Consider the following 25117-nt stretch of genomic DNA (forward strand, 5'->3'; position numbering starts at 1 on the left):
TATTTTTAGTAGACTGTCCAAACTGCCTGCCTCCGTTCTGAAATATGATACATTGTTTGAAGAGGTGATTGTATTGACTACGTATGATCGTATTAAATCGATTTTCCCGACCGTTGTCCATCGGTCGGAAGATGCATCCGGAGACTACATCTGGTACCAAGCACACGATGGGACCGTGTTTGGACTACCCAAAATGGAATTGAGCGAGCGTGAACGACAGCTGCTTGAATGGTCGGCGACACCGTTTGTAACGACGCGTGATCCGCGTCAAGAGAAATGGCAAGACCGCTTGCTCACAGATTCGTATCGAATCGCCCAACCATTTCGGTTGTTGTCGCTGTCGCTCCATTATCAAGAGCCGGAATCGCTCGAGCAATTTTTAGAGATATTGCACGATTTCATGCCTGAAGCGGAAATCGTCGTCATGACGCGACATCACGTGGAAATCATCGAGATGAATCAACTCGTCGATTTGTCCGAGTTCGAGGACGTGTTACGAGCCGTGGCGAGCGATTGCTACGTTGAGGCCCATGTCATCTATAGCGAGCGACCGCTCGGTGTGTTAGGGACACTGTATCAACAACATCAAACGCTGCGCCCGTTCGCGAGACTCTCTACTAAAGCTTACCCTGCTAGTCAACTATTATACCATTACTTGCTAGAAGACCATGAGACTTTTGCCGAACGTCTCCAATTGATCGAGGCCGTATATACGACGCTCGACAAGACGAACATCGAGCTGTTAGAGGCATTATTCGCCCACTCTTTAAACGTATCCCATACGGCTAAAGCACTGTTCATGCATCGAAATACGCTCAATTATCGGCTCGATCGGCTGTACGAACTGACGGGATACGATGCCCGCCAATTCTATGATGCGAGTTTGCTTCAACTCATTGTCACGTTGCACAAATCTGAGTAATCGTTTTTGTGCAACGTGTACATATCCAATGCAAGCGGTTTCACCGTATAATCAATCTTGTAAGCGCTATTATACAAGAACAGATTCCCAGGAGGCTAACGACATGGCAGAAATTCAATTGAACCACATTGATAAAATATACGAAGGTGGCGACTCAAAGGCAGTCAGCGATTTTAACTTGCACATCAAGGACCGCGAGTTCATCGTCTTCGTCGGACCTTCAGGTTGCGGTAAATCGACGACACTCCGTATGATCGCCGGACTCGAAGAAATCTCGAGCGGGGACTTCATCATCGATGGCAAGCGCATGAACGACGTCGCACCGAAAGACCGCGACATCGCGATGGTCTTCCAAAACTATGCCCTTTACCCGCACATGAGTGTGTATGACAACATGGCGTTCGGTTTGAAACTTCGCAAGTTCCCGAAAGATGAAATCGATCGTCGCGTCCAAGATGCGGCCCGTATCCTCGGACTTGAAGAATACCTTCAACGTAAGCCGAAAGCACTCTCTGGTGGTCAGCGTCAACGTGTCGCCATCGGCCGTGCCATCGTCCGTGATGCCAAAGTGTTCTTGATGGATGAGCCGCTCTCAAACTTGGATGCCAAGCTTCGCGTTCAGATGCGTAAAGAAATCATCCAATTGCACAACCGTCTCGACACGACGACGATTTACGTTACCCATGACCAAACGGAAGCGATGACACTCGCGACTCGCATCGTTATCATGAAAGACGGAATCATCCAACAAGTCGGTTCGCCGAAAGAAGTATATGAAAACCCGGACAACATCTTCGTAGCCGGCTTCATCGGATCACCTTCAATGAACTTCTTCCGCGGTAAATTGGCTGATGGGAAGTTCCTCGTCGGTGGTGAAGAAATCAACGTCCCTGAAGGCAAAATGAAAGGTCTTCGTGACCGCGGTTACGTCGGTAAAGAGCTCGTCCTCGGAATCCGTCCAGAATCGATTCACGATGAGCCGATCTACATCGACTCACCAACGACGCACACGTTCCGCACACATATCGACGTCGCCGAGCTCATGGGCGCTGAGTCATACTTGTACGCCGAACTTGGTGGCCACCAGTTCACGGCTCGCATCGATGGACGTTCGAACATCCACATGGGTGATGACGTCACACTCGCACTCGATATGACGAAAGCTCACTTCTTCGACACGGAAACAGAACAAGTCATCCGTTAATACAAAAATCCCTTCGATTGGTTGCAATCGAAGGGATTTTTCAGGCTATTGACGAATCAAATCGTATATTGCGATTTGATTCGTCTTTTTTTTGTGCGCGAAGAGCTCAAAGACTCGAAAAAACACAAACGGCAACCAGATGGTGACCGTTTGTGTTGCTCGTCCGATGGCGCCCCGACTCCTGCAGGAAAGCAATCCAACGGAGACCCAGCAGCGACGCGCGTCGCGATGCGGCTCCGGGATTGCCTGCGGAAAGCGTGGGCGCCGGAAGGACGAGCGATTTAATTAATGCTGGTTAGGAAGCTGAAATCCCTTCGATTTTAGAATCAAAGGGATTTCTTTGTGTCAACGAATCGCATATCGACGTTCGAGACGATGCTGCCCTGCCTGGATGAGCGTCGACAAGATCCAATAGATCGATGCCGAGAACAAGAGGAGCGGCATGACGAGATACGTCGTCGCGGCAATTTGGTCCGACACGTACGTCAACTCTTGGACGGCGATGACCGAACCGAGCGACGTCGATTTGATAATATCGATGACCGAGTTGGACACCGGTGGGATCGCACGCGATAGCGCCTGGGGGAAGATGATATCCTTGAAGCGCTTCGCACGCGGGATGCCGAGGGCGACACTCGCCTCGACTTGTCCTTGGTCGACCGAATTGATCGCCGCCCGGAACGCTTCCGAGATATAGGCCGCGAAGTGAAGGCCTAGACCAAAGATGAGCGCCTGCATCCCGCTCAACTGCACGAATCCGGTCAAACCGACGTACAAGATGAGAAGTTGCAACAAGAGCGGTGTCCCGCGGAAGAACGAGATATACGTGCGCGTGAACAAACGGACGATTTTGATTGGACTGCTATGAAGTAATGCGATGATCAGACCGAGCACCAAGGCGAGGAGAATCGACAGGATACTGGCGATCAACGTCAATTGTACGGCTTCTACATAGGCCGAACGGTTCTCGATGACGGTCGTGATCAGTTCATTCATTGACTGATATCCTCACCGAAGTACTGCTCACCGATTTCAGCCATCGTACCGTCTTCTTGCATCTCAGCGAGCGCGTCGTTCAACTTATCGAGCACGTCCGAGTCTTGGCGTGTCATGTAGCCCGCTTCGCTCTTGTTGAAGACGTCACCGACCGCTTTCACGTCGTAACCCGTCTTCTCAAGCTCCGTCAAGATGAAGAGACGGTCGTTGAGCGCTGCGTCAAGACGTCCGACTTGAAGATCTTGTAACACTTGGTTCGCGCCTTTGTAGAACTTGACTTCAGCTCCAGCTTCTTCAGCGAGCTTGGCGTAGACCGATCCTTGTGTCGAGCCGACGACTTTGCCGTCGAGGTCGTCGATGCCTTGGATGTCCTCATTGTCTGATGCGACGATGACTTGTGCGCCTGAGACGGCGTATGGGTCTGAGAACGCGTATTTCTCTTCACGTTCTGGCGTGATGCTCATCTGGTTGGCGATCATGTCGATGCGTTCCGCGTCGAGTGCTGGAACGAGTCCTTTGAAGTCCATCGGCTCGTATTCGACCGTGTAACCGGCACGCTCGGCCGCTTCATTCAACACATCGATGTCATACCCTGTGATTTCACCTTTATCTTTATACGTGAATGGCGGGTATGTCGCTTCTGTTCCGACTGTGATGACGGCTTCTTCTGAACCGCTGTCTGTCTCTGTGCCGCATGCTGCGAGCACCCCGAACGATGCGCCGATAGCGAGTACTGCTGTTAACGATTTTTTCATATGAATTCCGCCTTCCTGATAATCCTTATATGATTACATGGTTTTGAACAATAACCTCATCATACTGACGGGGGCATTCAATGTCAAACAAAAACCACTGCCCTCGTCAGGGCAGTGGTCCTCGCTTAATCGATTGCTTTCGCTTGTTTCATAACATCTCGTTCAATCGCCTCTCGTTTGACCGTCGTCTTCTCAGCGCTATCGGCGTGGACGCTGAAGTAGAACTTGATTTTTGGCTCCGTTCCAGACGGACGCAGGCAGAACCATGAGCCATCCTCGAAGATGAACTTGAGTACGTTCGACGACGGCAACTCGATTGCTTCCGTCTCTCCTTGACGCAAGTTCGTCGCGACTTGTTGCTTATAGTCTTCAAAGCGGACGACTTCGTACCCTCCGACTTCCTGCGGCGGATTGGCGCGGAACGCCTCCATCATCCGGCCGATCTGTTCGAGACCGGCTTTCCCTTTCAATGTCATCGATTGGAGCGACTCTTCATAGAAGCCATACTTCTCATACACAGCTTGGAGCGCATCGTATAACGTGCGTCCTTGTTGTTTATGGAAGGCTGCCATCTCAGCGCCGAGCAAGCACGCCTGGACGGCATCCTTGTCACGGCAGAAGTCGCCAATCAAATACCCGTAGCTCTCTTCGTAGCCGAACAAGAACGTATATTCACCAGATTCTTCATATTGTTTGATCTTCTCACCGATGAACTTGAAGCCGGTGAGCGTATTCTCGAGGTGAACCCCATACGCCTTAGCGATGGCCGCCCCAAGTTCAGACGTGACAATCGTCTTCGCGACGAAACCGTTCGTCGGAAGCGTCCCCGTCTCGACTTTTTGAGACAGAATGTAATCCATGAGGAGCGCCCCGGTCTGGTTCCCCGTCAAGACGAACCATTCGCCGTTGCGGTCACGGACCGTGAAACCGACACGGTCGGCGTCCGGATCCGTCGCCATGAGCAAGTCGGCCCCGACACGATCGCCGTATTGCATCGCGAGCTCAAAGGCGGCCCGTTCTTCCGGGTTCGGATAACTGACCGTCGGGAACGCCCCGTCTGGCTCGGCCTGCTCCTCGACGATGGTGACATGTTCAAATCCATACGCCTTCAACCCTTCCATGACCGGGCGACGTCCCGTCCCGTGGAGTGGCGAGTAGACGATTTTAAGCGGGTCTCCTTGCACATCCGTATGAATGCGAATCGATTGAAGGGCCTCCATATAAGCCGCATCGACCGACGCATCGACGGTGACGAGCGTGCCGTCGGCGCGGAGTGGGGCTTCATCTTGGACTTCGATCTTTAATTCGTCTTCGATTGCGTTGACGTACGAGACGAGCTCATCGGCCTCAGCCGGTGGCAACTGTCCGCCATCGGCACCGTATACTTTAAAACCGTTATATTCTGGCGGGTTGTGGCTCGCCGTGATGACGATGCCTCCAAATGCGTTTAAATGTCTGACGGCGAACGACAACTCTGGTGTGGCCCGCAGGCTTGGGAACAAGTATGTCTTAATCCCGTTCGAGGCGAGCGTACGCGCCGCTTCGAGCGCGAACTCCGGCGAGAAGTGACGTGAGTCGTGGGCGATGACAACGCCGTGACGTTTCGCTTCTTCGCCCGAGGCAGCGATAAAGTCCGCGAATCCTTGCGATGCCTTACGAATCGTATACATGTTCATCCGGTTCGCACCTGGTCCGATTTCCCCGCGCATACCGCCCGTCCCGAATTCGAGCGTCTTATAAAAGGCGTCCTCGAGCGACGTCTCGTCTTGCTCCATTTCCTCAAGCTCGGCGCGCAAGTGCGGTTCGAGCGCCTCGTGTTGTTTCCATCGGTCATATGTCTGTTGCCATGTCATGGTCAGTTCCCCTTTCGACATTCAAAAATTCAATCGAAGTACTCGCCAATTTGTTCCATCTTGTATACGATGGGAGTAACGAAACTTCGAGGTGATACTATGTTTCCAACTATGCGTGCCCAAGAATTGAAACACATCGTCCATACGGACTCGATTCGCTTTATTGATTGTCGTTATTCATTAAACGACGCCTCATACGGAAAGTATGTGTATCGACAGGGGCATCTCCCGAACGCCGTCTTCCTCGATTTGATGGAAGATTTATCCGGTCCCGTGTCCATTCACGGCGGACGCCATCCACTGCCGTCAAAAGAAGCATGGACCGAGACGCTTCGCCGGATCGGGATTCAAAAAGATGACTTGATCATCATTTACGATGACGGATTCCCTTATGCCGCCCGTGCTTGGTGGTTATTCAAATGGGCCGGCCATGAGCGTGTCATCGTGCTCGAGGGCGGGATTCAGTCCGGAATCACTTACTGCGGCGAGACGACGACGGACGTTCCGTCCTACCCCGCCTCAGATTACGTCCCAGCGTTCCAAGACGAGATGATTGCGACGATTGAAGACGTCCGTGCCGCCACGGTCACGGGCGGGCTCTATGATTCACGGACGGCCGACCGGTACGACGGCAGTCATGAACCGATTGATCGCAAACCGGGCCATATCCCGAACGCCGTCCTTTGTCCGTATACCGAAGCCGTCACCGACCTCGGCACGCTTCAAGATTTTCATGATTTGAGAGAGCTGTACGCCAACGTCCTCGACGTCCCCAACCCCATCTTCTATTGCGGGAGCGGAGTCACCGCCTGCGTGAACATTTTGGCGTTACACGCCCTCGGTAAAGATGACGTCCGGCTGTACCCAGGGTCTTACTCTGATTGGATCAGTTATCCAGAAAACACGGTCCACCCGTAACGGGTGGATCGCTTTTTTTATTTCACGCTCGTCGGTTTGATGTTCCAGACGGCGTTCGCGTATTCCGTGATCGTCCGGTCACTCGAGAAGATTCCCGATTTGGCCGTGTTGACGATTGAACTCTCGGCCCAGCGTGCCTTGTCCGAGAACACCTCGTCGACGCGTCGTTGCGCCTGCATGTAAGACGCGAAATCTTTCAACACGAGGAAATCGTCATTATAGACGAGAAGCGAGTCGAAAATGGCTTGGAATTGGTATTCTCCGACTTTGTCGAACGTTCCGTTGACGAGGGCATCGACGACGTTACGCACTTCCGTGTTCGCATGATAGATGTCGGCCGCGTGATAGCCACCGAACTTCTTGTAGTTCATGACTTCTTGTGGTGTCAATCCGAAGATGAAGATATGATCGTCCCCGACCGCATCGCGAATCTCGATATTGGCCCCGTCGAGCGTCCCGATTGTGAGCGCACCGTTCATCATGAACTTCATGTTGCCGGTACCTGACGCCTCGTAGCTCGCCGTCGAAATCTGTTCACTCAAATCCGAACCTGGGAAGATTCGCTCCGCCATCGAGACGCGGTAGTTCTCGAGGAAGACGATCTTGATGAAGCGGCTCGCCCGCTTATCGTTGTTGATCATGGCCGCGAGCGCGTTGATATAGCGAATGACTTCTTTCGCGTAATAGTAGCCCGGCGCCGCCTTCGCACCGAAGATGAACGTCCGTGGCACCATCGTGAACGTCGGGTCCGCTTGAATCTTCTGATAGAGCGCGTGGATATGCATCGCGTCCATCAATTGACGTTTATAAGCGTGGAGCCGCTTGACTTGAACGTCAAAAATCGACTCCGGGTCGACGGCGATGCCCGTCTCTGCTTGAATGTAGCCGGCGAGGTCAAGTTTGTTCTGTTGCTTCACGTTCATGACCTGTTCTTGGAAGCTCGCATCTTTTGACACGCCCATCAACTTCTCAAGATCGTTCGGGTGTTCGATCCATGACGAACCGATCGCATCGGTGATCAAGTTCGAGAGTCGCGGATTTGACTTGAGGAGCCAGCGGCGATGCGTAATCCCGTTCGTCTTGTTGTTGAAGCGCAACGGGAACATCTCATACAAATGACGCATCTCACGTTGTTTCAAGATATCGGTATGGATGCGGGCGACTCCGTTCGTCGAGTGCGAGCCGACGACGGCAAGGTTCGCCATGTTGATGTGTTGGTTCGACACGATCGCGATCTCGCCCATGTGCGGCTCGAGATGTGGATAGTTGACGAGCACATCTTTACAGAAGCGGCGATTGATTTCGGTGATGATTTGATAAATGCGCGGCAATAACCGTTCATACATCTCGACCGGCCACTTTTCGAGCGCCTCGGCGAGAAGCGTATGGTTCGTGAACGACATGACGCTCTTCGTCACACGCCACGCCTCATCCCACCCGTAACCGTGGTCGTCCATTAAAATCCGCATGAGTTCGGGAATGGCCACGACCGGATGCGTGTCATTGATGTGGACGGCGTAATGGTCGCCCAAGTGCTTCAACGATTTATTATGACGTAAGTAAGACGCGATCATTGACTGAACGCCCGCCGAAACGAAGAAGTACTGTTGCTTCAAGCGCAACACTTTTCCTTCATATGTCGTGTCGTCCGGGTAGAGGAACTCAGAGATGGTCGCAATCGACTGCTTGTATTTGAGCAAGTCTTTGTACGAACCTTTCGTCCGTTCCATGTACTCCTCGTCATCAAACGGTGACTCGGCGTTCCAAAGACGGAGCGTGTTGACGACATCGTTTTTGTAGCCGATGATCGGCATGTCGTAAGGCACGGCTCGGACGACTTCATCCGGATGGTGGACGACGCGAAGCCGGTCCCCAATTTGTCGCATCTCGATCCAACCGCCGAAATTGACGTCGACAGCCCGGTCAGCCCGGCGTGTCTCCCACATGTTGCCATCACGGAGCCAGTTGTCCGGCAACTCGACTTGATAGCCGTCGACGATCTTTTGTTTGAACAAGCCGTAACGGTAACGAATCCCGTTCCCGTGCCCAGGCAGGCTGAGCGCGGCGAGGGAATCGAGGAAACATGCCGCCAAACGACCGAGTCCGCCATTCCCAAGCCCCGGTTCCGGTTCATATTCCGTGATGTCGGTGAAGTTGAAACCAAGTTCGTCTAACCCCTCTTGCACGACTTCTAAGACGTCCATGCTGAGCAGGTTGTTATACAGAAAACGGCCGAGTAAAAATTCAAGTGAGAAATAAATGACTTGTTTACTCTGTTTTTCTTCGTGCTTGTCGCGGGTGTTGATCCATTTCGGGATCGCCTGTTCGCGCACCATCGTTGCCAACGTTTGATACACTTCCTGCTCGGTCCCTTCATCAAACGACTTTCCGTTTAATGCGACGAATCTCTCTTGAAATGAAGTGACGAAGCTCTGTTTATCTGTAAACATATGTGTGTAAAACTCCTTCCGGTCATGCGAATAGGTGATACAACTCACGGTATTGCTTCGCGGATTGTTTCCAGCTGAAGTCCGCAGTCATCGCTTGATGGACGAGGGCGTTCCAATTGTTGTCGTCGTAGAAGACACGAATCGATTTCTCAATCGTCGCGAGCATCTCGTGGGCGTTGTAATTCAAGAAACCAAATCCCGTACCCTCTTGTGTGTACTCATTATACGGCTTGACCGTGTCGCGTAACCCACCCGTCTCGCGGACGATCGGGAGCGTCCCATAGCGCATCGAGATAAGTTGGCTCAGACCGCACGGCTCAAAGCGCGACGGCATGAGGAATGCATCCGATCCCGCGTAAATCAAGTGTGCGAGTTCAATGTCGAAGCCGATATACGACCCGACCTTGCCTGGATGCGTCGCCGTCATCTCGTGAACGATGCCCTCGTATTCGGGTTGACCCGATCCGAGGAAGACGAACTGACAGTCCAAGTTTCCGAGCTCTTCACTCACGGCTTCGATCAAATCGAGCCCTTTTTGCTCGACGAGTCGACTGACAAAGCCAATCAACATGATGTCGTCACGTACTTCGAGACCAAACCGCTCTTGCAGGACGCGCTTGTTGACGAGCTTCCCTTCCTTCACCGTATCGAGGTCATACGTTTGCGCGATGCGCTTGTCCGTGCTCGGGTCGTTCGTCGCCAAATCAAGGCCGTTCAAGATGCCCCGGACGTCAACTGACCGGTACCGAAGCGCCGCGTCGAGTCCTTCCCCGTAGTACGGTTCCATAATCTCGTCGCGATACGACGGACTGACCGTCGTGATTTGATCGGAATGAACGATTCCGGCCTTCATGTAGTTGACGAGACCGTTATGTTGAATCCCTTCTGCTGTGAAGTGTTCCGGACCGAACTGTAACAGCTCGCCGAGGACCGCTTCCGGGAAGATGCCTTGATATTGCAGGTTATGGATGGTGAACACCGTACGGATGCGTTGATACGCCTCGAGGTGTTGATAATGAATCCGTAAAAAGGCCGGGACGACGCCCGTTTGCCAGTCGTGACAATGGAGCACGTCCGGGATCTCCTCTGCTTCGAGTTTCCCGATCATCTCAAGGACGGCCCGAGAGAAGAATGCGAACCGCTCGGCATCATCGTAATGGCCGTAGAGCACGCCTTCCCGTTTGAAATAGTACTCGTTATCGATAAAGTAGAACGTGACCCCATCGCGCACAAGTTTCAGGACGGCACCAAACTGCTTGCGCCATCCGACCGGTACGATCAAGTCGAATAGATACTCCATCTCGTCCACATATTCCTGAGCAATCGAGCCATACTTCGGCATAACGACACTCACATCTTCACCGAGGCCAGACACCGCTTGAGGGAGCGAGCCGATGACATCGGCAAGCCCCCCCGTTTTCATGAACGGTGCCGCTTCTGAAGCGACATACCATATTTTCATAATATCCCCCTTTAAACCGTTGTCCGTTTTCCGATGACGATCGGTTCGTCGACCGTACCTCGAATGACTTGTCCTCGTTTGACGACCACTTCTTTATCTAAAATGGCGTTCTCGACGACAGCGCCTTCTTCGATGATCGACTTGGATAAAATGATTGAGTTTTTGACACGGGCGTGCTCACTGACGACGACACCGCGGAAGAGAATACTGTTTTGAACTTCTCCGCTGATTTTACAGCCGTTTGCAACGAGCGCTTCATTCACTTTCGACCCTTTCAAATAACGGGTCGGCGGCTCATGTTTAATCTTCGTATAGATATGCGGGAAGTCATAGATAATCCCTTCCTGACGAAGTAAGCGCATACTTTCATTATAGTATGAAAGGACAGAATGAATCACCTGCATTTTTCCAGTATAGTGATAGCCGTGTACGTGCAGACGATGAAGCTGCGGACGGATGACACCGTCGAGCAAATCGTACTCGCCTCTTGACGTCGCTTCGTCGACGAGACGAAGGAACAAGTTTTTCGACATGATGATCGTCTCGGTATACGTATACTCATCGTCCGGGGTGTATCCGCGCTCACCGATGCCGACGACACGGTCGTTTTCGCCGAGACGAATCGGGCGGCAATAGCCGCATTTTTGTTCGTGTCCGGTATAAGCGAGTGTAATGTCCGCGCCCATTGATTTATGATGCTCGAGCATGTCTTGGAAGTCGATCGTCGTCAACACGTTCGATCCGGTGATCACGACGTACGGCTGTTTGCTGCGTACGAAGTGTTCGCGGTGCATCGAGAAGTTGGCCAAGTCGCCGAGGTACGCTTCCCCGTCAGGCTTGAGCGCCGGCGGGAAAATGTGTAGCCCGCCTTGCGAACGGTCCAAATCCCATTCTTTCCCTGAACCCAAGTGGTCCATGAGCGAGCGATATTTATCGAGCGTGAAAATACCCACTTGGTTGATGCCTTGGGTAATCATATTCGTCAATGTAAAATCAATCAGGCGATAACGCCCAGAGAACGGGACAGCCGCTAAATTGCGATGCCCCGTAAATTCTGGAAACAAGCCCTCTTCGGTCCCTAGGTTGATGACCCCTAACAAATCATTCGTCAACAGTAACGCCTCCTTGCGTCGGTCTTTTTTTAAATTAAGCACGTTGTTTGAAGACTGTGCCGCTCTCGATATTTTCATGTGGTTCAATGACAACGATCTCACCACCCGGCTCACCGACCGTCGCACCGTCCTCAATGACGGCACAGCTCGCGACGATGGCTCTATGAATCGTTACATCTTTTCCGATTCGTGCTCCAGGCATGATAACCGAGTCTTTGACGAGCGAGCCTTCACCGACGCGCACATCATAGAACAAAACTGAATGTTGGACTTCGCCCTCAATCCGGCAACCTTCATTGATGACCGACTGTTCGACACAGGCATCTTTGCCGATGAACTGTGGCGTCTGGTTCGGGTTGACCGAGTAGATTTTAAAGTCCGGATCATATAGATCAAACGGTGGATCTTCTTCGAGTAAGTCCATGTTGGCTTCCCAAAGCGATTGAATCGTCCCGACGTCTTTCCAGTAACCTTTGAATTTATACGCGAACACGTCTAAACCGTCGAGGAGCGTGTTCGGAATGATGTTTTTACCGAAGTCGAAGCTTGATGTCTCGTCTTCTGCATCTTGAATCAAGTGCTCCCGTAGCACTTTCCAGTTGAAGATATAAATCCCCATCGAAGCCAAGTTGCTCTTCGGTTTCTCCGGCTTCTCATCGAACTCATTGATGCGAAGATCATCGCTCGTGTTCAAGATCCCGAAACGCGGTGCTTCGTCCCAAGGGACTTCCATAACTGAAATCGTGACGTCTGCTTGCTTCTCTTTATGGAAATCGAGCATCTTCTCATAATCCATCTTGTAAATGTGGTCCCCCGATAGGATCAACACGTACTCCGGATCGTAATCGTCGATATAGCTCAAGTTCCGATAAATCGCATTGGCCGTACCTTCGTACCAGTTTTTTCCCGACTGCGCTTGGTATGGCGGTAAGATGGCCAAGCCTCCATTGCGGCGGTCCAAGTCCCAGGCCGACCCGATGCCTAGGTAACGGTTCAACTCAAGCGGTTCATATTGTGTTAACACGCCCACCGTCGTGATTCCCGAATTGGTACAGTTCGATAATGGAAAATCGATGATCCGGTACTTCCCTCCAAAGTTGACAGCAGGCTTCGCTGTCTTCCGTGTGAGAGGCCCGAGTCGTTTCCCTTCTCCTCCTGCGAGGAGCATCGCAACCATTTCTTGCTTCATAGTACAGCCTCCTAAATTCATAATATAAACATCTATTACCCTCTTTCTCTATTTCCTAATGTATTCCTGCTCAAATTATTATATGATAACGTTTACATTTTGAATTTTATCTAAAGATTGACGATATAATGAATAAAGAGAGAGGTGAGACGATGCGAGCGTGGATTGGGACACTATTTTTTGCCGGTTTGCTAGCCACCGGTCTGACAATCAGCGGGGCGTTGAAAGAGGAGATTGAACAGACGAAGCAGATTTTGACGTGGGGCGAAAAGACAGTCGATGCGGCCCCGCTCGCTTCGAAGCATGCCGTCACATTGACGTATAAAGGCGGGACAGAACAGCTCTATTTGAGCGGCCGACGTGATGACGTCTCCGTCGCCCGCTTGCCGGCCCATATCCGTGAGGCGATCATGGTCATTGAAGATCGTAAGTTCAACGCCCACCCCGGGTACGACCTCGGCGGGATTGCCCGGGCGTTCATTCACAACGCCAATGAATCGTCGTTACAGGGCGGAAGTACGATTACGCAGCAGTTGGCTCGTAACGTGTATTTGACGCACGAGCGGACATATGAACGTAAAGTGAAAGAACTTTTACTCGCTCGAGCCTTGGAAAAACAATATAGTAAGAAAGAAATTATGACCGCCTACAGTAACGTCATCTTCTTTGGATATAACGTTTATGGCATCCAAGCAGCTGCCGATACGTACTTTGCTCGTCCGCTCGAAGATTTAAATTGGAATCAAATCGCTTTCCTGTTGACCGTACCAAACAATCCTTCCCTCTATGATCCGCTCCAACCTTCATCCGGATTTTATGAGCGTAAGGACCGCATCCTCACTCAACTGCGGGATGCCGGCGTGCTATCGAAGCAAGCTTACGAGACGCACCACGGTGTGAAGCTGAAGGCGACCTATCGCCAGCACGTCGTCCGCTATCCCGATTATATGGATACGGTCATGAAAGAAGCGATCCGACTCGTCCGCTCACGTTACGATCTCGATGAAGACGCGGCCAGAGACTACTTGGCGACGAATCAAGCGACGATTGACACGTATCTGTCTGTCGCCCGACAGCAACAAGCAAAACAAGTGATGACGAAACTGCCGAACGGTTTAAACGGTGGCTATGCTGAATTGACGCCGAAAGGCCGGATCGTCGCCCTCGTTGATTCAGAAATGACTCAGAGCGGTGAATTCAACCGGGCCACGCAAGCGTTCCGTCAACCCGGGTCGGCCATCAAGCCGGTCCTCGTCTTCGCGCCTTTCATCGAAGAGACCGGTGCGAAACTCGATACGATCCTTGATGGCCGGCCGGTCTGTTACGGAACATATTGTCCGACAAACAGCGGCAATCGCGTCCTCGGGGATGTATCGTTCCGCGATATGGTCGCATACTCTTACAACACGCCGGCGCTCGCTGCCTTCACCGCGATTGACCAGGAAACGGCGTTCGTCACGGCCGACCTAATGTTCAGCCAATGGGACGCTAAAACGGATAACAGCCTGGCCAGTGCGCTCGGCGGATTGACTCAGGGCGTGTCACCGAAAGAACTCGCCGCCGCCTATACCCCTTTCTTAAATCAAGGGGTGTACGTGTCAGGTCAAACCATCAAACAGATTCGTTTCGAGTCGGGAGCCCCAACGCTCACGCCAAGCGTGACGCAACAAGCCGTCTGGTCGAAATCGACCGTCGCGACGATGCGCGAGGCGTTGTCTTCCGTCACGACGTACGGGACCGGACGGTATGCCGGTCAAATCAAACGCCCTTATGTCGGCGGCAAGACCGGTACGACGAACTCGCATAAGGACATGTGGTACGTCGGCTTGACCGATGAGACAATCACGGCTATCTGGCTCGGTGCCGATACCCCTCGGCCGTTCCCGGAACTCGCCAATCGGGCCTATCCTGCCATCATTTGGACAGAAGCCCATCGCTAAAATAAGGTCAGGGACAGTTGTCCCTGACCTTATTGCTGTTTTCGATAAGTATGGTATCCGTAACTTCCCCATGACTCAAACAGTTCATCCTCATGAATCAGCTTCCACGGATTGAACAACGTCTGCCCGTTCTTGTTGAAGAAGAGTCCGTTGCCGAGCGAATATGTCGCGTGTTGAATTCGAACGGCATCATCAACGAACGTGAGCACGTCCCCTCGTTCGGTCAGTTCCGACTCGATTCTCATTTGACACTCCCACGGCTAAAGCCGCAAGCCCATCTCTTCAGGATGGGTGGGATTCTGAAGTGCCCGTGCGGACGCAGGCCATTTCTGTTTTGTCCGAGCCTTCAGATAAGGGTGTGCCATCACCCCTCCTGAGACAGACCCTATAGGTTCTCAGGCTGGTTGACTGTCACCATCAACCACAGGTGCGTATCGGATGTTCATCGCACCGACTAAATCTCTATGCTTGTTGAATCCGCATGAACACGAATAGGTTCGATCTTTCGCTTTATTTCGGCTTCCGCAAGAAGGACATGTCTGAGATGTGTATGCAGGGTTGACATATTCGACCTTGATTCCTTCTAACTTCGCCTTGTATTCGATGAATGTGGCTAAGCGATAGAACGACCAGGTGTGCAGGTTCTTGGCGTTTTTACGGCTTGTTCTTGCCGTCTGTCGGATGTTCGCCAGTCTTTCGAGGCGGATGACAGAGATGTGGTTCTCTTTCGCGAAGTCGACGATCCCACGGCTCACCTTGTGGTCCTTGTCTCGCATCCAACGCTGTTCTTTGTTGTCCAGTTTCTTGATCGCATTCAGTTTCTTCTTTTGACCGAGCTCTTTCCGCTTCGTCCGGAACTTGCGTTTCATGTACTTGTTCTCGCGCCCGTTCCCGAAGAACCGCGCCTTTTCGCAATCGGTCGATGCGACGGCAGGGACTTTCAGACCGAGGTCCACCCCGAGCACCTTCGTTTCTGTTTTTTCTGTCGTGCGAATCGTGACGGCGATCTGGGCGATCCACTTGGTCGACTTCTTCGTGATGCGGAGCGTCCCGAGCTTGTTGGCGAGGAGGGTCGCGTTCCGGTTGTCCGGGTCGACCATGTCGGCGCGGATGGCCGTCTTCTTCACCTTCCCGTCGATGATGATCGGGAGGGAGACCGACTCGAAGTCGAACGAGTAGTTCTGGTTGTTCCAGGTGCAGTATGGCTTCTTGAGGACCGGGACGACCTGGAAGTCCTTCTTCTTCGCCCTCTTGAACATGCTCTTCGCGTCCTGGATGGCCTGGTTCTTGACGGCGCTCGGCAGGTCCGCCGTGACATGTTTGCTCGTCAGATTCAAGCTCTCCCGGGCCTGCACCATGGCCGCGACGAGCTGGTTCGCCGTGCGGATGTAGGTATCCATCATCCGCTCCAAGATGGCCTGTTGCGCTTTCGTCGGATGGAGTTTGATGTTCACGGTCAATGTCTGCGACACGGTCTCATCCCCTTGTCTTTTGTTCCTCGACATAACGTTTGATGGTCTCGCTGGAGACGTTTCCCGCCGTCGACACGAAGAAGGATCTCGTCCAGAGGCTCGTGAGATGTGTGAGGTGCGGGAACTCCTCCCTGAGCCGCTTCGACGAGACGCCTTTGATGCGCGCCATGATGTCGGACGGGCTAATGGATGGCAATGCGGATAAGAATAGATGCGTGTGGTCCCGGTCGCACTCGATGGCGAGGAGGTGGATGTCGAGCCCTTCACAGACATCGTGGACGATCTCTTTGAACCGTCGCTCGAACAGGTCGTCATCGAACAGTTTTCGGCGATACCTCGGGCAGAACACGAAATGATAATGGAGCATCGACACGGTGGTGTTGGTTCTTCGATAGTTGTTCATACGTTTATCGTATCACTTTGTTTATTTAAGCGATACATTTTCTCGGGATAAGATCATACTTGTTGATTTCTGAAATTCCGACTAGCGGAACTCCGAAATCAAGCTCACGTTCATCCCATCACTGAAGCAGTGGGCTTTCTCGTTCGCAAATTCTGTAAGATGAGATACGGCACATCATCTACCGTGACCCTCGAAGTCGCCAACGAATCGATTTCCATGTCAGTCGCCGGGAAAACGAGCCCTCGTCCGACCGTGACTTGATAGGCAAGCAACTCGCGCCTCACTTCTGGCGGCAATGTCTCGATCCAACTAGGCGGCGCATGCAGGACGTACGGCACTTCCCAATCAATCGTCCAATACGTATAGGCGTTGGCAACTCGGACGTCCCGGTAAGACGGGTGTGTGTCAAATTCTGCTTTCGGGATGATCAACACTGACACCTGTGCGCCTAATTGCGTAACGAGATGCTCGTCCGCCATAAACAAGTCCATCGGTGGCACCATCGACGACATCCACTCCTGGACGACTTCTTCGGCCGGGATGAGGGAAATCGTCGTGTTCACCGTCATAGGATGATATCCCCGACCGAGTTAAACAAGCGGAGCATGGCCCAAGCGAGGCCGCTCAACAGGATGGCCCACATCATCGCTTGAATCAAGAGCAGACCGATTGCCCGAAACGTCGACATCAACTGACTGACTTGCCATATGTAATAGAACAAATAGAGGACGAATGTGCCGAGCAATACCGCGATGACGGCAAGGAGCGAGTTCAGGAACAAGAAGCTGATTCCCGACCCGACCAGAAAAATCGTCGCCCCTGGCTTGAGACGATGGAGCGAGCTGCCGTTCGTCTCACGCGCAAAGAATGCGAATCCGAGTTGATTGAACGTGTCGGCCACGAGCTTGAAGGCGCTGAACAGCATGAAGTAAATGGTAAAGAACACGACGAGCACGAGCACTTTTGACTCCTGTACGGACAACAGGGCGATAATCTCGCTGTAGACACCGACACGGGTCAGCCATTGAATCACATACTCGCTCGTGGCGATCGCAAGCGACATCGAGAACAGAATAATCCCAATCAACGGGGCATAGCTTAACAAGTACACGTTTGTTTTCATATCGGCTCCAATTTCACAAGAATTTCTCATATTCAGTGCAAATCTATTATCAAGTATATTATAATATTCGTAGTCACGGAGAACAAAAGGGGGATTTTCAGATGGGTTTGTTACTAATGGTCGGAATCAGCGTCGTCTTCCTCGCAGCTATCTTCACAGCTGGATACAACAGAAAACCTGAAGGTAATCAATAAGAGCCGAGATTCTCACGAATCCGGCTCTTTTTTTATTTCAATCCAGCATATCCTTGTTGACGGAGCGCCTCATAAACGATGATGGCCGCCGTGTTTGAGACGTTGAGCGACCGAACGAGGTTCGATTGGGGTAAACGGATGCAGCGATCGAGGTTGTCCTCGATCACTTCCATCGGCAACCCTTTCGTCTCGCGTCCGAAGACAAAGAAATAATCTTTATCAACCGCAGACACATCGAGGTCACTTGGGTACTGTTCCCCATACTTGGTAATGTAGAAGAACTCTCCGTCCGGGTGTTTGGCCCACAGTTCATCGAGCGAGTCGTGATAACGAACGTCGACGAATTGCCAATAGTCGAGCCCGGCCCGTTTGAGCATTTTGTCGTCCGTCGAGAAACCTAACGGACGAATCAAATGGAGCACGGAATTCGTCGCCGCACATGTGCGCGAGACGTTACCCGTATTTGCCGGGATTTCTGGTTGGAACATTACTACATGGATTGCCATAATCTACTCCTCACTTCACTTGTTCGAGATCAAGTAATCGTTGTTTTTGATGAAGGCCGCCTCCGAACCCGGTCAGTTGCCCTCCGCTGCCGACGACGCGATGGCATGGGAAAATGACGGGCAACGGATTGCGGTTCAACGCCTGGCCGACCGCCCGAACCGCTTTCGGGCGGCCGATCTGTTCAGCGATTTGTTTATACGAACGCGTTTCCCCGAATGGGATCGTCAATAACGCATCCCATACTTCTTGTTGGAAGACGGTCCCCTTCATCTCGATCCACTCGCAGTCAGACGGTTGAAGCCCATTTTGCTCCACGCGTTCAATCAGGTCGGTCAGCCAACTCGGCGCCGATCCGTCATCTGCTTCCGTCTCCGCAAAGTCTAACGCGCATAGCTTCCCTTGCGCGTTCAATTCATACGCCAATGTACCCCATTTAGATGACACGGTCTTCACGGTCCCACTCCTCTCGGAACAATCGAATCTCTTCATGTACGAGCTCCGACGTCTCCGTCGACTCGATTTGTCGATAAATCGTCTCGGCTTCGGCTCCGAGAATCGCCCCGATTGCCCAGACGGCCGTCGCCCGCATGTCTTCGCGCTCATCTTGTCGAATAAAGTCTTCGAGCACCGGCACGGCCGATGGTTCCCGATAATGGGCCAACGCTAAAATCGCATTTCGCTGAATCGGCTTTTTGCCGCGCCATGCGCCAGACAGATGGCCAAACTTCGCTTTGAACTCCCGATTGCTCAAGTTCAGTAACGGGACGAGCAACGGTTTGACGATTTCAGCTTCCGGAAGCAGTTCCTCATGATGGCGCCAATCTTTTTTCCGATTATACGGACAGACTTGTTGGCACGTGTCGCAACCGTAAAGCCGCCCACCGAGCTTCGAACGAAACTCGCGTGGCATAAGTGTCTTCATTTGCGTCAAATAGGCGATGCAACGTTTGGCATCGAGAACACCTGGTTCGATGAGTGCCGTCGTCGGACAAGCCGTCATACATTTCGTACACTCGCCACAGCCGTCCTCAATCATCTCGTCCGGTGGTAAGTATGTGTCCAGGATCATCTCCCCTAAATAAAGGTACGACCCCTTCTCGGGCGAAATGATGGAACAGTTCTTGCCGCTGAAGCCGATTCCGGCCCGTTCGGCCACCGCCCGATCGACAAGCTCTCCCGTATCGACCATCGAGCGTGTCCGGACGCCCGGAACGAGCTGTTCAATATACGCCTGCAATTGTTCGAGTCTCGAGCCAACAGCGCGATGGTAGTCGAGCCCCCACGATGCCCGGGCGAACAAACCGCGGCGCTCATCGGCCACACTACGCGGCGCATCCTTCAATTTGCTCGGATACAAGATGGCGATTGCAATAATCGACTGCGCTTCTTCAAGTAACAGCGTCGGTGTCGTCCGTTTGTCCAAGTCAGGCTCCTCGAACCCCGAAGCGAATCCCTTTTCTTGTTGCTTCACGAGACGTTGCTTCATGACGATGAACGGGTCGGCCGTCGTCACTTTCAACTCGTCAATCCCAATCGTCGTCGCGTACGCCACAATCTTCTGTTTAAGTGTTTCCGGGCTCATCCCGTTCATCGAATCACCTCTTTCATGCCTATTTTCGCATACAAAAAATCTCCCCGCCAGTCGGCAGAGAGATGATGAAGCGGGTGAAGAGAATCGAACTCTCGTCATCAGCTTGGAAGGCTGAGGTTTTACCATTAAACTACACCCGCACGGTTCATATGAGTCGACTGTAAAAGCGACTACAATCAATATACATCTATACCTTTCGGAAGTCAACACTTTTAAAGAAATTTCTTTGATGGCTTATCAAGTCAATATGTTTATTGTCTGAGTACATCTAATTCCCTTATTTATCTTCTTTAAATCATATCTCAATATAAGATAGCTGTAGCGATATAAAAATATCCTGCCGACAAAGTCGGCAGGAATGTGCGTCACAACGATGACGTTTTCGGTTCCCGAAGCAAGTGCTTAATATCGCGGAACGTGACGAACGTCTTGTTCTGAGCATCGTACAGTTTGTAGCGTAGCGACTTCAAACTCGACCATAGACCAATCGTCGTCGCTTTTTGGAGCGGCGGCGTCGACGAATGGGCTTGTTCAAGGTTGTAGTTCGGTACACGCGGGCTCAAGTGATGAACATGGTGGAAACCAATATTCCCGGTTACCCACTGCAACACTTTCGGCAACTCGTAATACGAGCTTCCCTCGATCGCAGCCTTCACGTAGTCCCACTCGCTCTCGTCCTCGAAATACGAGTCTTCAAATGTATGCTGTACGTAGAATAACCAGATTCCAAGGACACCGGCTGTGAACATCGTCGTGCCTTGAACAATCAAGAACGCTTTCCAACCGACGAGCGCGATGACGAGCGCATAGAGAACGACGAGCGACAAGTTAATGAGGTATGTGTTATTCCGTTCTTTTTTACGCGCATCTTTCCGATTGAAACGGCTCGTGACAAGAATCAAGAACAACGGCCCGAGACCGAACATGACGAGCGGGTTACGGTATAGACGATATTGCAATCGAGTCCATCTCGATGCCTCGACGTATTCTTCAATCGTCATGACCCAAATATCACCGACGCCACGTTTGTCCAAGTTCCCACTCGAAGCATGGTGAATCGAATGCTCTCGTTTCCATTTCTCATATGGGAACAACGTTAGAATCCCCATAATCGTCCCGACGATGGCGTTCGCTTTCTTATTTTTGAAAAACGAACCGTGCGTACAGTCGTGGAAAATGATGAACATTCGGACGACGAAACCAGCTGCGACGATGGCGAGTGGAATGGTCAAGAAGACCGAGATTTGGAGCGCCTGATAGGCAAGAATCCAGGCGGCAAGAAACGGCAAGATTGTGTTGATCATCTGCCGGACACTCTTCTTCACATCGGCCTTTTCAAACGGCGAGACATGCTTTCGGAGCTGGGCGATTTTTTCTTTACTCATGTACAACTTCCTCCTCAATTGCAAATAGCGATGACGACAACAAAAATGAAATATGAAACCAAATACACTATGAGATTGACGAGCAACGTGACCGTCATTAGAATTTATTCATCATAAAATATTATTACCAGGTAATTATATCACATCACAGATGGAAAAACGTTCATTCAAAATGAGTTATCAAATCATTTTTTTGTTTCTTTTATCTATTTTTCCATATAAATTCCTTATATGGGATTAATGGTATTTGAAGTATGTTAAAATCCAACTATGTACAGATAGGAGGCAATGATATTGTTCAAAAAACTGAAACAGGTATTTACCCCGAAGCGACTCATCATCACGACGAGCGTCCTCATCTTGCTCATTCCAGTCTTTTGGATCAGCTACACGTTTTATAAAAACTTAAGTCAAGGTGTCGAGAATGAGAATCTTGATGACAAATACGCAAAGCGCGTCAAAGAACTACAAATCGAAGTATCCAAGGAAGACCCATTAGACCGGAGAGGCAACTCCACCGCAAAGACTCGTGTTGAATTAGAGGTCTCTTTCAATGAAGAGAAACCAAGTCGAACTGAATTGATCAAAAGCATGCACTTGATGACACACCAAAAAATATCAGCTCGTTCTAAATGGGGAGCGATTCCAATGACACCACAGAATATTCAACAATCGGCTGAATACTTGAATCTTCTAAAATCAAAATTTAAGATCGAAGATGACATATACGCCGAATTGAACATCATGCTCGAAAATTGGTCACAAGGCGACTTCTCTAAAGCCGACACGGAGCAAGATCGTTTGTTGCATTTCCTCCAAGCGAATAGAGGATTCTCAAACGGATTGGCGACTGAGAACGAAGAGGAACTCTTTATCCTGAACAATTTTGGACCCGGTTACTTACATACTTTGGACGAAGCGACGTACACGTCATATGAAGAATCATCTCCGTGATGGTTCTTTTTTTCATGAATCCTAAAAAGCTCTAACCGAGGTTAGAGCTTACCAAATCTTTGCTTAAGTTTTTCTTCCACTTCTAGTGATAGCAACCAGTTGAACCAACGTCCATGCCCATCCGTTTCAGCGAGCACGTACTCACTCTTCCTGCCGTCGATAATAAGATCGAGGTGGAGCAACTTGTCTTGGACATTATTATAGATGTGACAGACGTCCCGGTACTCCCCGATACAGTCGACTTGACGCAAAAGCTCATACTTGGTTTCAAGTGGCATTTGATTCGCCACGTGTGTATGGAAGATACAGACGATGCTGTCCGTTTCAATCGAATCGACTCGTGTTTTTAATAATTGAACTCCATCCCCTTGAATCAACTCCAATGGTTGTGACCCGATCAACGCACTCGCCTGTTCAAATAGCTCGAGACGAGTTGTATGTTCCGGCCATATAAGCGACTTCAACCATAATTTTTCATCGCCATCGGTCAAATCGACGATATTCGAATCAAACCCGATTCGTTCCCGGACTGGAGGAAGCGGTAGATTCAGTCGAGGTCTTCCTTCGCCAATCACCTCCGCTGAAATCTCGAGGGATGACGTGACGTTCCCGACCAGTTCGCTGTCGTCATATCGATAGCTGTACTGGTCCCATAAGAGCTGTAGACCGGCGCTCGTGCCAATCTCCACTAAAGCTAATGACTGTTTGGAGTGTTCATGAATCATACCGAACACCGGATATAAATATGCACACCGCCTCACTTCGTTTGTTTGAACGAGTCTCGTCTGTAAGAGAGCAGCCAACTCTGTTTCATAAGTCGAACAGAATTGCTGAAAACTTGGAAACAGTTCTTCATCTATCTCTTTCGCTTCAATGGAAACGCTTGGATAATAGTCCCCTAATGGATGTTGGTGCCCACTCAAGAGCAGATAATGGACTGCCCCAAATAACAGGTTCGGAATAGGCTGTCCCGAATTGGCGTGCTCACATAACGTGAGCATCGATGCGTCTGTTGCTACCTCGTTCGACAATGATTCATAAAGAACACTCGAACCTTTACACTCGTTTGCAGCAAACCTCATAAAAGCTTGAGCGATTTGATCTGTCGGCAATGTACTTCCCCCTTCTTCCCCCTTGCACAATCGTACACTCCTTGCTTATTCCTTACGCATCGCTCACTTCCTTTTATTTTTAAACTTTTACATACAAAAAAAAGACCCTAGCCTCAGCTAGGATCTACGGATACCGGTGGTCGGAGTCGAACCGACACTCCAGAGGAACACGATTTTGAGTCGTGCGCGTCTACCAATTCCGCCACACCGGCATATTATGTTGGAGGCGCCAGTCGGAATCGAACCGACGATAGAGGAGTTGCAGTCCTCTGCCTTACCACTTGGCTATGGCGCCAAATTAAATGGAGCGGAAGACGGGATTCGAACCCGCGACCCCGACCTTGGCAAGGTCGTATTCTACCACTGAACTACTTCCGCATAATGGCTGGGCTGGAAGGGATCGAACCTACGCATGTCGGAATCAAAATCCGATGCCTTACCACTTGGCTACAGCCCAATAAAATGGGGCGACTGAAGGGAATTGAACCCTCGAATGCCGGAATCACAATCCGGTGCGTTAACCACTTCGCCACAATCGCCATAATGATATTAAGAAGCAGGGGCAGCAGGAATCGAACCCGCGCTGACGGTTTTGGAGACCGTAGTTCTACCGCTAAACTATGCCCCTAAGTGGTGGGGGGGGGCGGATTCGAACCGCCGAACCCGAGGGAGCGGATTTACAGTCCGCCGCGTTTAGCCACTTCGCTACCCCCCCACATGGTGGCTTTGGACGGAATCGAACCGCCGACACAAGGATTTTCAGTCCTTTGCTCTACCAACTGAGCTACAAAGCCATGTATGTAGTAATTTAATTAAAAAAATGGCGGTCCTGACGGGATTCGAACCCGCGATCTCCTGCGTGACAGGCAGGCATGTTAACCACTACACCACAGGACCACTGATAATTGCGGGGGCTGGATTTGAACCAACGACCTTCGGGTTATGAGCCCGACGAGCTACCAGACTGCTCCACCCCGCGACGATATAAAACTTTAAATGGTGACCCGTACGGGATTCGAACCCGTGTTACCGCCGTGAAAGGGCGGTGTCTTAACCGCTTGACCAACGGGCCATATCTTGGATTGAAAAACTGGCGGAGAGCAAGGGATTCGAACCCTTGAGACGGTTTTGCCGCCTACACGAATTCCAATCGTGCTCCTTCGGCCACTCGGACAGCTCTCCAAAAAGAGAAAAGTGGCTCCGCAAGTAGGATTTGAACCTACGACCTACCGGTTAACAGCCGGTTGCTCTACCACTGAGCTATTGCGGAACGATCTTGCCTGGCAGCGTCCTATCCTCACAGGGGGAGACCCCCAACTACTTTCGGCGCTGAAGCGCTTAACTTCCGTGTTCGGCATGGGAACGGGTGTGGCCGCTTCGCTATCGCCACCAGACAAGTATTATATTAACATTATTTAGTCATAACGTCAATATTTTTTAAGAGATTGTTCTCTCAAAACTGAAGACTCATCAATTCATACAAACCTTAGACTAGATCAAAGCCTCGACCGATTAGTATCATTCAGCTCCACACGTCGCCGTGCTTCCACCCATGACCTATCTACCTCATCGTCT

The 25117-nt window shown here is 51.2% G+C and carries 22 protein-coding genes, 14 tRNA genes and 2 rRNA genes; 5 read left to right on the top strand and 33 right to left on the bottom strand.

What is annotated here, in order from left to right; translation table 11 throughout:
• Positions 1-64: 64 nt before the first annotated feature.
• Complete coding sequence (locus tag KNP60_RS07120) at positions 65-922, top strand: PucR family transcriptional regulator (RefSeq protein WP_353048135.1); 858 nt, start codon at positions 65-67, stop codon at positions 920-922.
• Positions 923-1025: 103 nt separating this feature from the next.
• Complete coding sequence (locus KNP60_RS07125; RefSeq protein WP_034776508.1) at positions 1026-2126, top strand: ABC transporter ATP-binding protein; 1101 nt, start codon at positions 1026-1028, stop codon at positions 2124-2126.
• A 345-nt stretch (positions 2127-2471) separates the two neighbouring features.
• On the opposite strand, the gene KNP60_RS07130 is transcribed toward KNP60_RS07125, so the two are convergent.
• From KNP60_RS07130 to KNP60_RS07140, 3 genes are all read right to left on the bottom strand, one after another.
• Positions 2472-3122, bottom strand: coding sequence for an amino acid ABC transporter permease (locus KNP60_RS07130; protein ID WP_214797191.1), 651 nt, complete (start codon positions 3120-3122; stop codon positions 2472-2474).
• The gene (locus KNP60_RS07135) at positions 3119-3877 is read right to left on the bottom strand and encodes a transporter substrate-binding domain-containing protein (protein ID WP_034776504.1); all 759 of its coding nucleotides are present in this window, start codon (positions 3875-3877) and stop codon (positions 3119-3121) included. The genes KNP60_RS07130 and KNP60_RS07135 overlap by 4 nt, the downstream gene beginning before the upstream one ends.
• A 125-nt stretch (positions 3878-4002) precedes the next feature.
• Positions 4003-5730 carry a phospho-sugar mutase gene (locus tag KNP60_RS07140; protein WP_214797192.1) on the bottom strand — a complete coding sequence of 576 codons (1728 nt, stop codon included), beginning with the start codon at positions 5728-5730 and terminating at the stop codon, positions 4003-4005.
• Between the two features lie 99 nt (positions 5731-5829).
• Here KNP60_RS07140 and KNP60_RS07145 point away from each other — a divergent pair, with 99 nt between their 5' ends.
• Positions 5830-6648, top strand: coding sequence for a sulfurtransferase (locus KNP60_RS07145; protein ID WP_251128239.1), 819 nt, complete (start codon positions 5830-5832; stop codon positions 6646-6648).
• Between the two features lie 17 nt (positions 6649-6665).
• On the opposite strand, the gene KNP60_RS07150 is transcribed toward KNP60_RS07145, so the two are convergent.
• Genes KNP60_RS07150 through KNP60_RS07165 form a run of 4 tightly spaced genes read right to left on the bottom strand, consistent with a single transcriptional unit; the run spans position 6666 to position 12861 of the window.
• The gene (locus tag KNP60_RS07150) at positions 6666-9098 is read right to left on the bottom strand and encodes a glycogen/starch/alpha-glucan phosphorylase (RefSeq protein ID WP_034776498.1); all 2433 of its coding nucleotides are present in this window, start codon (positions 9096-9098) and stop codon (positions 6666-6668) included.
• A gap of 22 nt (positions 9099-9120) precedes the next feature.
• On the bottom strand, positions 9121-10560 hold the full coding sequence (glgA, locus tag KNP60_RS07155) for a glycogen synthase GlgA (RefSeq protein WP_214752365.1): 1440 nt from the start codon (positions 10558-10560) through the stop codon (positions 9121-9123).
• A gap of 11 nt (positions 10561-10571) precedes the next feature.
• Complete coding sequence (gene glgD, locus KNP60_RS07160) at positions 10572-11672, bottom strand: glucose-1-phosphate adenylyltransferase subunit GlgD (RefSeq protein WP_214752363.1); 1101 nt, start codon at positions 11670-11672, stop codon at positions 10572-10574.
• Positions 11673-11706: 34 nt separating this feature from the next.
• A complete protein-coding gene (locus KNP60_RS07165) occupies positions 11707-12861 on the bottom strand; it encodes a glucose-1-phosphate adenylyltransferase (protein WP_131438225.1) in 1155 nt (384 codons plus the stop codon).
• A gap of 152 nt (positions 12862-13013) precedes the next feature.
• Between KNP60_RS07165 and KNP60_RS07170 the strand changes: the two genes are divergently transcribed.
• A complete protein-coding gene (locus tag KNP60_RS07170; protein WP_251128534.1) occupies positions 13014-14801 on the top strand; it encodes a transglycosylase domain-containing protein in 1788 nt (595 codons plus the stop codon).
• 29 nt (positions 14802-14830) lie between these two features.
• Here the strand turns inward: KNP60_RS07170 and KNP60_RS07175 are convergent, their stop codons facing one another.
• The 10 genes from KNP60_RS07175 to desA all read right to left on the bottom strand — a co-directional run bounded on the left by KNP60_RS07175 (position 14831) and on the right by desA (position 21476).
• Positions 14831-15046, bottom strand: a complete 216-nt coding sequence (locus KNP60_RS07175; RefSeq protein WP_214797194.1) for a hypothetical protein — start codon at positions 15044-15046, stop codon at positions 14831-14833.
• Between the two features lie 150 nt (positions 15047-15196).
• The gene (locus KNP60_RS07180) at positions 15197-16273 is read right to left on the bottom strand and encodes an RNA-guided endonuclease InsQ/TnpB family protein (RefSeq protein ID WP_214797195.1); all 1077 of its coding nucleotides are present in this window, start codon (positions 16271-16273) and stop codon (positions 15197-15199) included.
• A 4-nt stretch (positions 16274-16277) separates the two neighbouring features.
• The gene (tnpA, locus tag KNP60_RS07185) at positions 16278-16676 is read right to left on the bottom strand and encodes an IS200/IS605 family transposase (RefSeq protein WP_138858715.1); all 399 of its coding nucleotides are present in this window, start codon (positions 16674-16676) and stop codon (positions 16278-16280) included.
• Positions 16677-16786: 110 nt separating this feature from the next.
• Positions 16787-17245 carry a hypothetical protein gene (locus KNP60_RS07190; protein WP_214797196.1) on the bottom strand — a complete coding sequence of 153 codons (459 nt, stop codon included), beginning with the start codon at positions 17243-17245 and terminating at the stop codon, positions 16787-16789.
• The gene (locus tag KNP60_RS07195; RefSeq protein ID WP_021066738.1) at positions 17242-17799 is read right to left on the bottom strand and encodes a DUF5366 family protein; all 558 of its coding nucleotides are present in this window, start codon (positions 17797-17799) and stop codon (positions 17242-17244) included. Before KNP60_RS07195 ends, KNP60_RS07190 begins: the two co-directional genes overlap by 4 nt.
• Positions 17800-18025: 226 nt before the next feature.
• Positions 18026-18499: a tRNA (uridine(34)/cytosine(34)/5-carboxymethylaminomethyluridine(34)-2'-O)-methyltransferase TrmL gene (gene trmL, locus KNP60_RS07200; RefSeq protein WP_034776487.1), complete on the bottom strand. Its 474-nt coding sequence runs from the start codon at positions 18497-18499 to the stop codon at positions 18026-18028.
• Positions 18500-18509: 10 nt separating this feature from the next.
• Positions 18510-18944, bottom strand: coding sequence for a methylated-DNA--[protein]-cysteine S-methyltransferase (locus KNP60_RS07205; protein ID WP_214797212.1), 435 nt, complete (start codon positions 18942-18944; stop codon positions 18510-18512).
• Positions 18934-20082 (bottom strand): tRNA epoxyqueuosine(34) reductase QueG, encoded by a 1149-nt coding sequence (queG, locus tag KNP60_RS07210; protein WP_214797211.1) that lies wholly within the window; start codon positions 20080-20082, stop codon positions 18934-18936. Before queG ends, KNP60_RS07205 begins: the two co-directional genes overlap by 11 nt.
• Positions 20083-20160: 78 nt before the next feature.
• Positions 20161-20231: transfer RNA gene (locus tag KNP60_RS07215), tRNA-Gly, on the bottom strand.
• Between the two features lie 225 nt (positions 20232-20456).
• Positions 20457-21476, bottom strand: a complete 1020-nt coding sequence (gene desA, locus KNP60_RS07220) for a Delta(5) desaturase DesA (protein WP_214797197.1) — start codon at positions 21474-21476, stop codon at positions 20457-20459.
• A gap of 294 nt (positions 21477-21770) precedes the next feature.
• Here desA and KNP60_RS07225 point away from each other — a divergent pair, with 294 nt between their 5' ends.
• On the top strand, positions 21771-22430 hold the full coding sequence (locus tag KNP60_RS07225; RefSeq protein WP_214797198.1) for a DUF6241 domain-containing protein: 660 nt from the start codon (positions 21771-21773) through the stop codon (positions 22428-22430).
• 41 nt (positions 22431-22471) lie between these two features.
• On the opposite strand, the gene KNP60_RS07230 is transcribed toward KNP60_RS07225, so the two are convergent.
• The 16 genes from KNP60_RS07230 to KNP60_RS07305 form a co-directional block, all read right to left on the bottom strand.
• Positions 22472-23512: a DUF2332 domain-containing protein gene (locus KNP60_RS07230; RefSeq protein ID WP_214797213.1), complete on the bottom strand. Its 1041-nt coding sequence runs from the start codon at positions 23510-23512 to the stop codon at positions 22472-22474.
• Between the two features lie 161 nt (positions 23513-23673).
• Positions 23674-23754: transfer RNA gene (locus tag KNP60_RS07235), tRNA-Leu, on the bottom strand.
• Positions 23755-23763: 9 nt separating this feature from the next.
• A tRNA-Cys gene (locus KNP60_RS07240) sits at positions 23764-23837 on the bottom strand.
• 8 nt (positions 23838-23845) lie between these two features.
• Positions 23846-23920, bottom strand: a tRNA-Gly gene (locus KNP60_RS07245).
• Positions 23921-23924: 4 nt separating this feature from the next.
• Positions 23925-23999: transfer RNA gene (locus tag KNP60_RS07250), tRNA-Gln, on the bottom strand.
• Between the two features lie 6 nt (positions 24000-24005).
• A tRNA-His gene (locus KNP60_RS07255) sits at positions 24006-24081 on the bottom strand.
• A gap of 18 nt (positions 24082-24099) precedes the next feature.
• Positions 24100-24170, bottom strand: a tRNA-Trp gene (locus tag KNP60_RS07260).
• Between the two features lie 3 nt (positions 24171-24173).
• Positions 24174-24257, bottom strand: a tRNA-Tyr gene (locus KNP60_RS07265).
• A gap of 3 nt (positions 24258-24260) precedes the next feature.
• A tRNA-Phe gene (locus KNP60_RS07270) sits at positions 24261-24336 on the bottom strand.
• Positions 24337-24363: 27 nt separating this feature from the next.
• A tRNA-Asp gene (locus tag KNP60_RS07275) sits at positions 24364-24439 on the bottom strand.
• An 8-nt stretch (positions 24440-24447) separates the two neighbouring features.
• Positions 24448-24521 (bottom strand) — tRNA-Met (locus KNP60_RS07280).
• A gap of 18 nt (positions 24522-24539) precedes the next feature.
• Positions 24540-24614, bottom strand: a tRNA-Glu gene (locus KNP60_RS07285).
• Positions 24615-24633: 19 nt separating this feature from the next.
• A tRNA-Ser gene (locus tag KNP60_RS07290) sits at positions 24634-24724 on the bottom strand.
• Between the two features lie 13 nt (positions 24725-24737).
• A tRNA-Asn gene (locus KNP60_RS07295) sits at positions 24738-24812 on the bottom strand.
• 8 nt (positions 24813-24820) lie between these two features.
• Positions 24821-24936 (bottom strand): 5S ribosomal RNA (rrf, locus tag KNP60_RS07300).
• Positions 24937-25034: 98 nt separating this feature from the next.
• A 23S ribosomal RNA gene (locus tag KNP60_RS07305) occupies positions 25035-25117 on the bottom strand; the annotation flags it as partial.

Origin of the sequence: Exiguobacterium sp. s5 (assembly GCF_018618075.1) — a bacterium.
In the GTDB taxonomy this organism is placed as follows: domain Bacteria; phylum Bacillota; class Bacilli; order Exiguobacteriales; family Exiguobacteriaceae; genus Exiguobacterium; species Exiguobacterium mexicanum_A.

Excerpts from the sequence above, each read along its gene's own strand:
- trmL (WP_034776487.1), bottom strand. The coding sequence starts at position 18,499 with ATGGCAATCCATGTAGTAATGTTCCAACCAGAAATCCCGGCAAATACG.
- KNP60_RS07135 (WP_034776504.1), bottom strand. The coding sequence starts at position 3,877 with ATGAAAAAATCGTTAACAGCAGTACTCGCTATCGGCGCATCGTTCGGG.
- glgA (WP_214752365.1), bottom strand. The coding sequence starts at position 10,560 with ATGAAAATATGGTATGTCGCTTCAGAAGCGGCACCGTTCATGAAAACG.
- KNP60_RS07195 (WP_021066738.1), bottom strand. The coding sequence starts at position 17,799 with ATGAAAACAAACGTGTACTTGTTAAGCTATGCCCCGTTGATTGGGATT.
- tnpA (WP_138858715.1), bottom strand. The coding sequence starts at position 16,676 with ATGAACAACTATCGAAGAACCAACACCACCGTGTCGATGCTCCATTAT.
- KNP60_RS07130 (WP_214797191.1), bottom strand. The coding sequence starts at position 3,122 with ATGAATGAACTGATCACGACCGTCATCGAGAACCGTTCGGCCTATGTA.
- queG (WP_214797211.1), bottom strand. The coding sequence starts at position 20,082 with ATGAGCCCGGAAACACTTAAACAGAAGATTGTGGCGTACGCGACGACG.
- KNP60_RS07230 (WP_214797213.1), bottom strand. The coding sequence starts at position 23,512 with ATGAGGTTTGCTGCAAACGAGTGTAAAGGTTCGAGTGTTCTTTATGAA.
- KNP60_RS07175 (WP_214797194.1), bottom strand. The coding sequence starts at position 15,046 with ATGAGAATCGAGTCGGAACTGACCGAACGAGGGGACGTGCTCACGTTC.
- KNP60_RS07190 (WP_214797196.1), bottom strand. The coding sequence starts at position 17,245 with ATGACGGTGAACACGACGATTTCCCTCATCCCGGCCGAAGAAGTCGTC.
- KNP60_RS07145 (WP_251128239.1), top strand. The coding sequence starts at position 5,830 with ATGTTTCCAACTATGCGTGCCCAAGAATTGAAACACATCGTCCATACG.
- KNP60_RS07170 (WP_251128534.1), top strand. The coding sequence starts at position 13,014 with ATGCGAGCGTGGATTGGGACACTATTTTTTGCCGGTTTGCTAGCCACC.
- desA (WP_214797197.1), bottom strand. The coding sequence starts at position 21,476 with ATGAGTAAAGAAAAAATCGCCCAGCTCCGAAAGCATGTCTCGCCGTTT.
- KNP60_RS07150 (WP_034776498.1), bottom strand. The coding sequence starts at position 9,098 with ATGTTTACAGATAAACAGAGCTTCGTCACTTCATTTCAAGAGAGATTC.
- KNP60_RS07165 (WP_131438225.1), bottom strand. The coding sequence starts at position 12,861 with ATGAAGCAAGAAATGGTTGCGATGCTCCTCGCAGGAGGAGAAGGGAAA.
- KNP60_RS07125 (WP_034776508.1), top strand. The coding sequence starts at position 1,026 with ATGGCAGAAATTCAATTGAACCACATTGATAAAATATACGAAGGTGGC.
- KNP60_RS07140 (WP_214797192.1), bottom strand. The coding sequence starts at position 5,730 with ATGACATGGCAACAGACATATGACCGATGGAAACAACACGAGGCGCTC.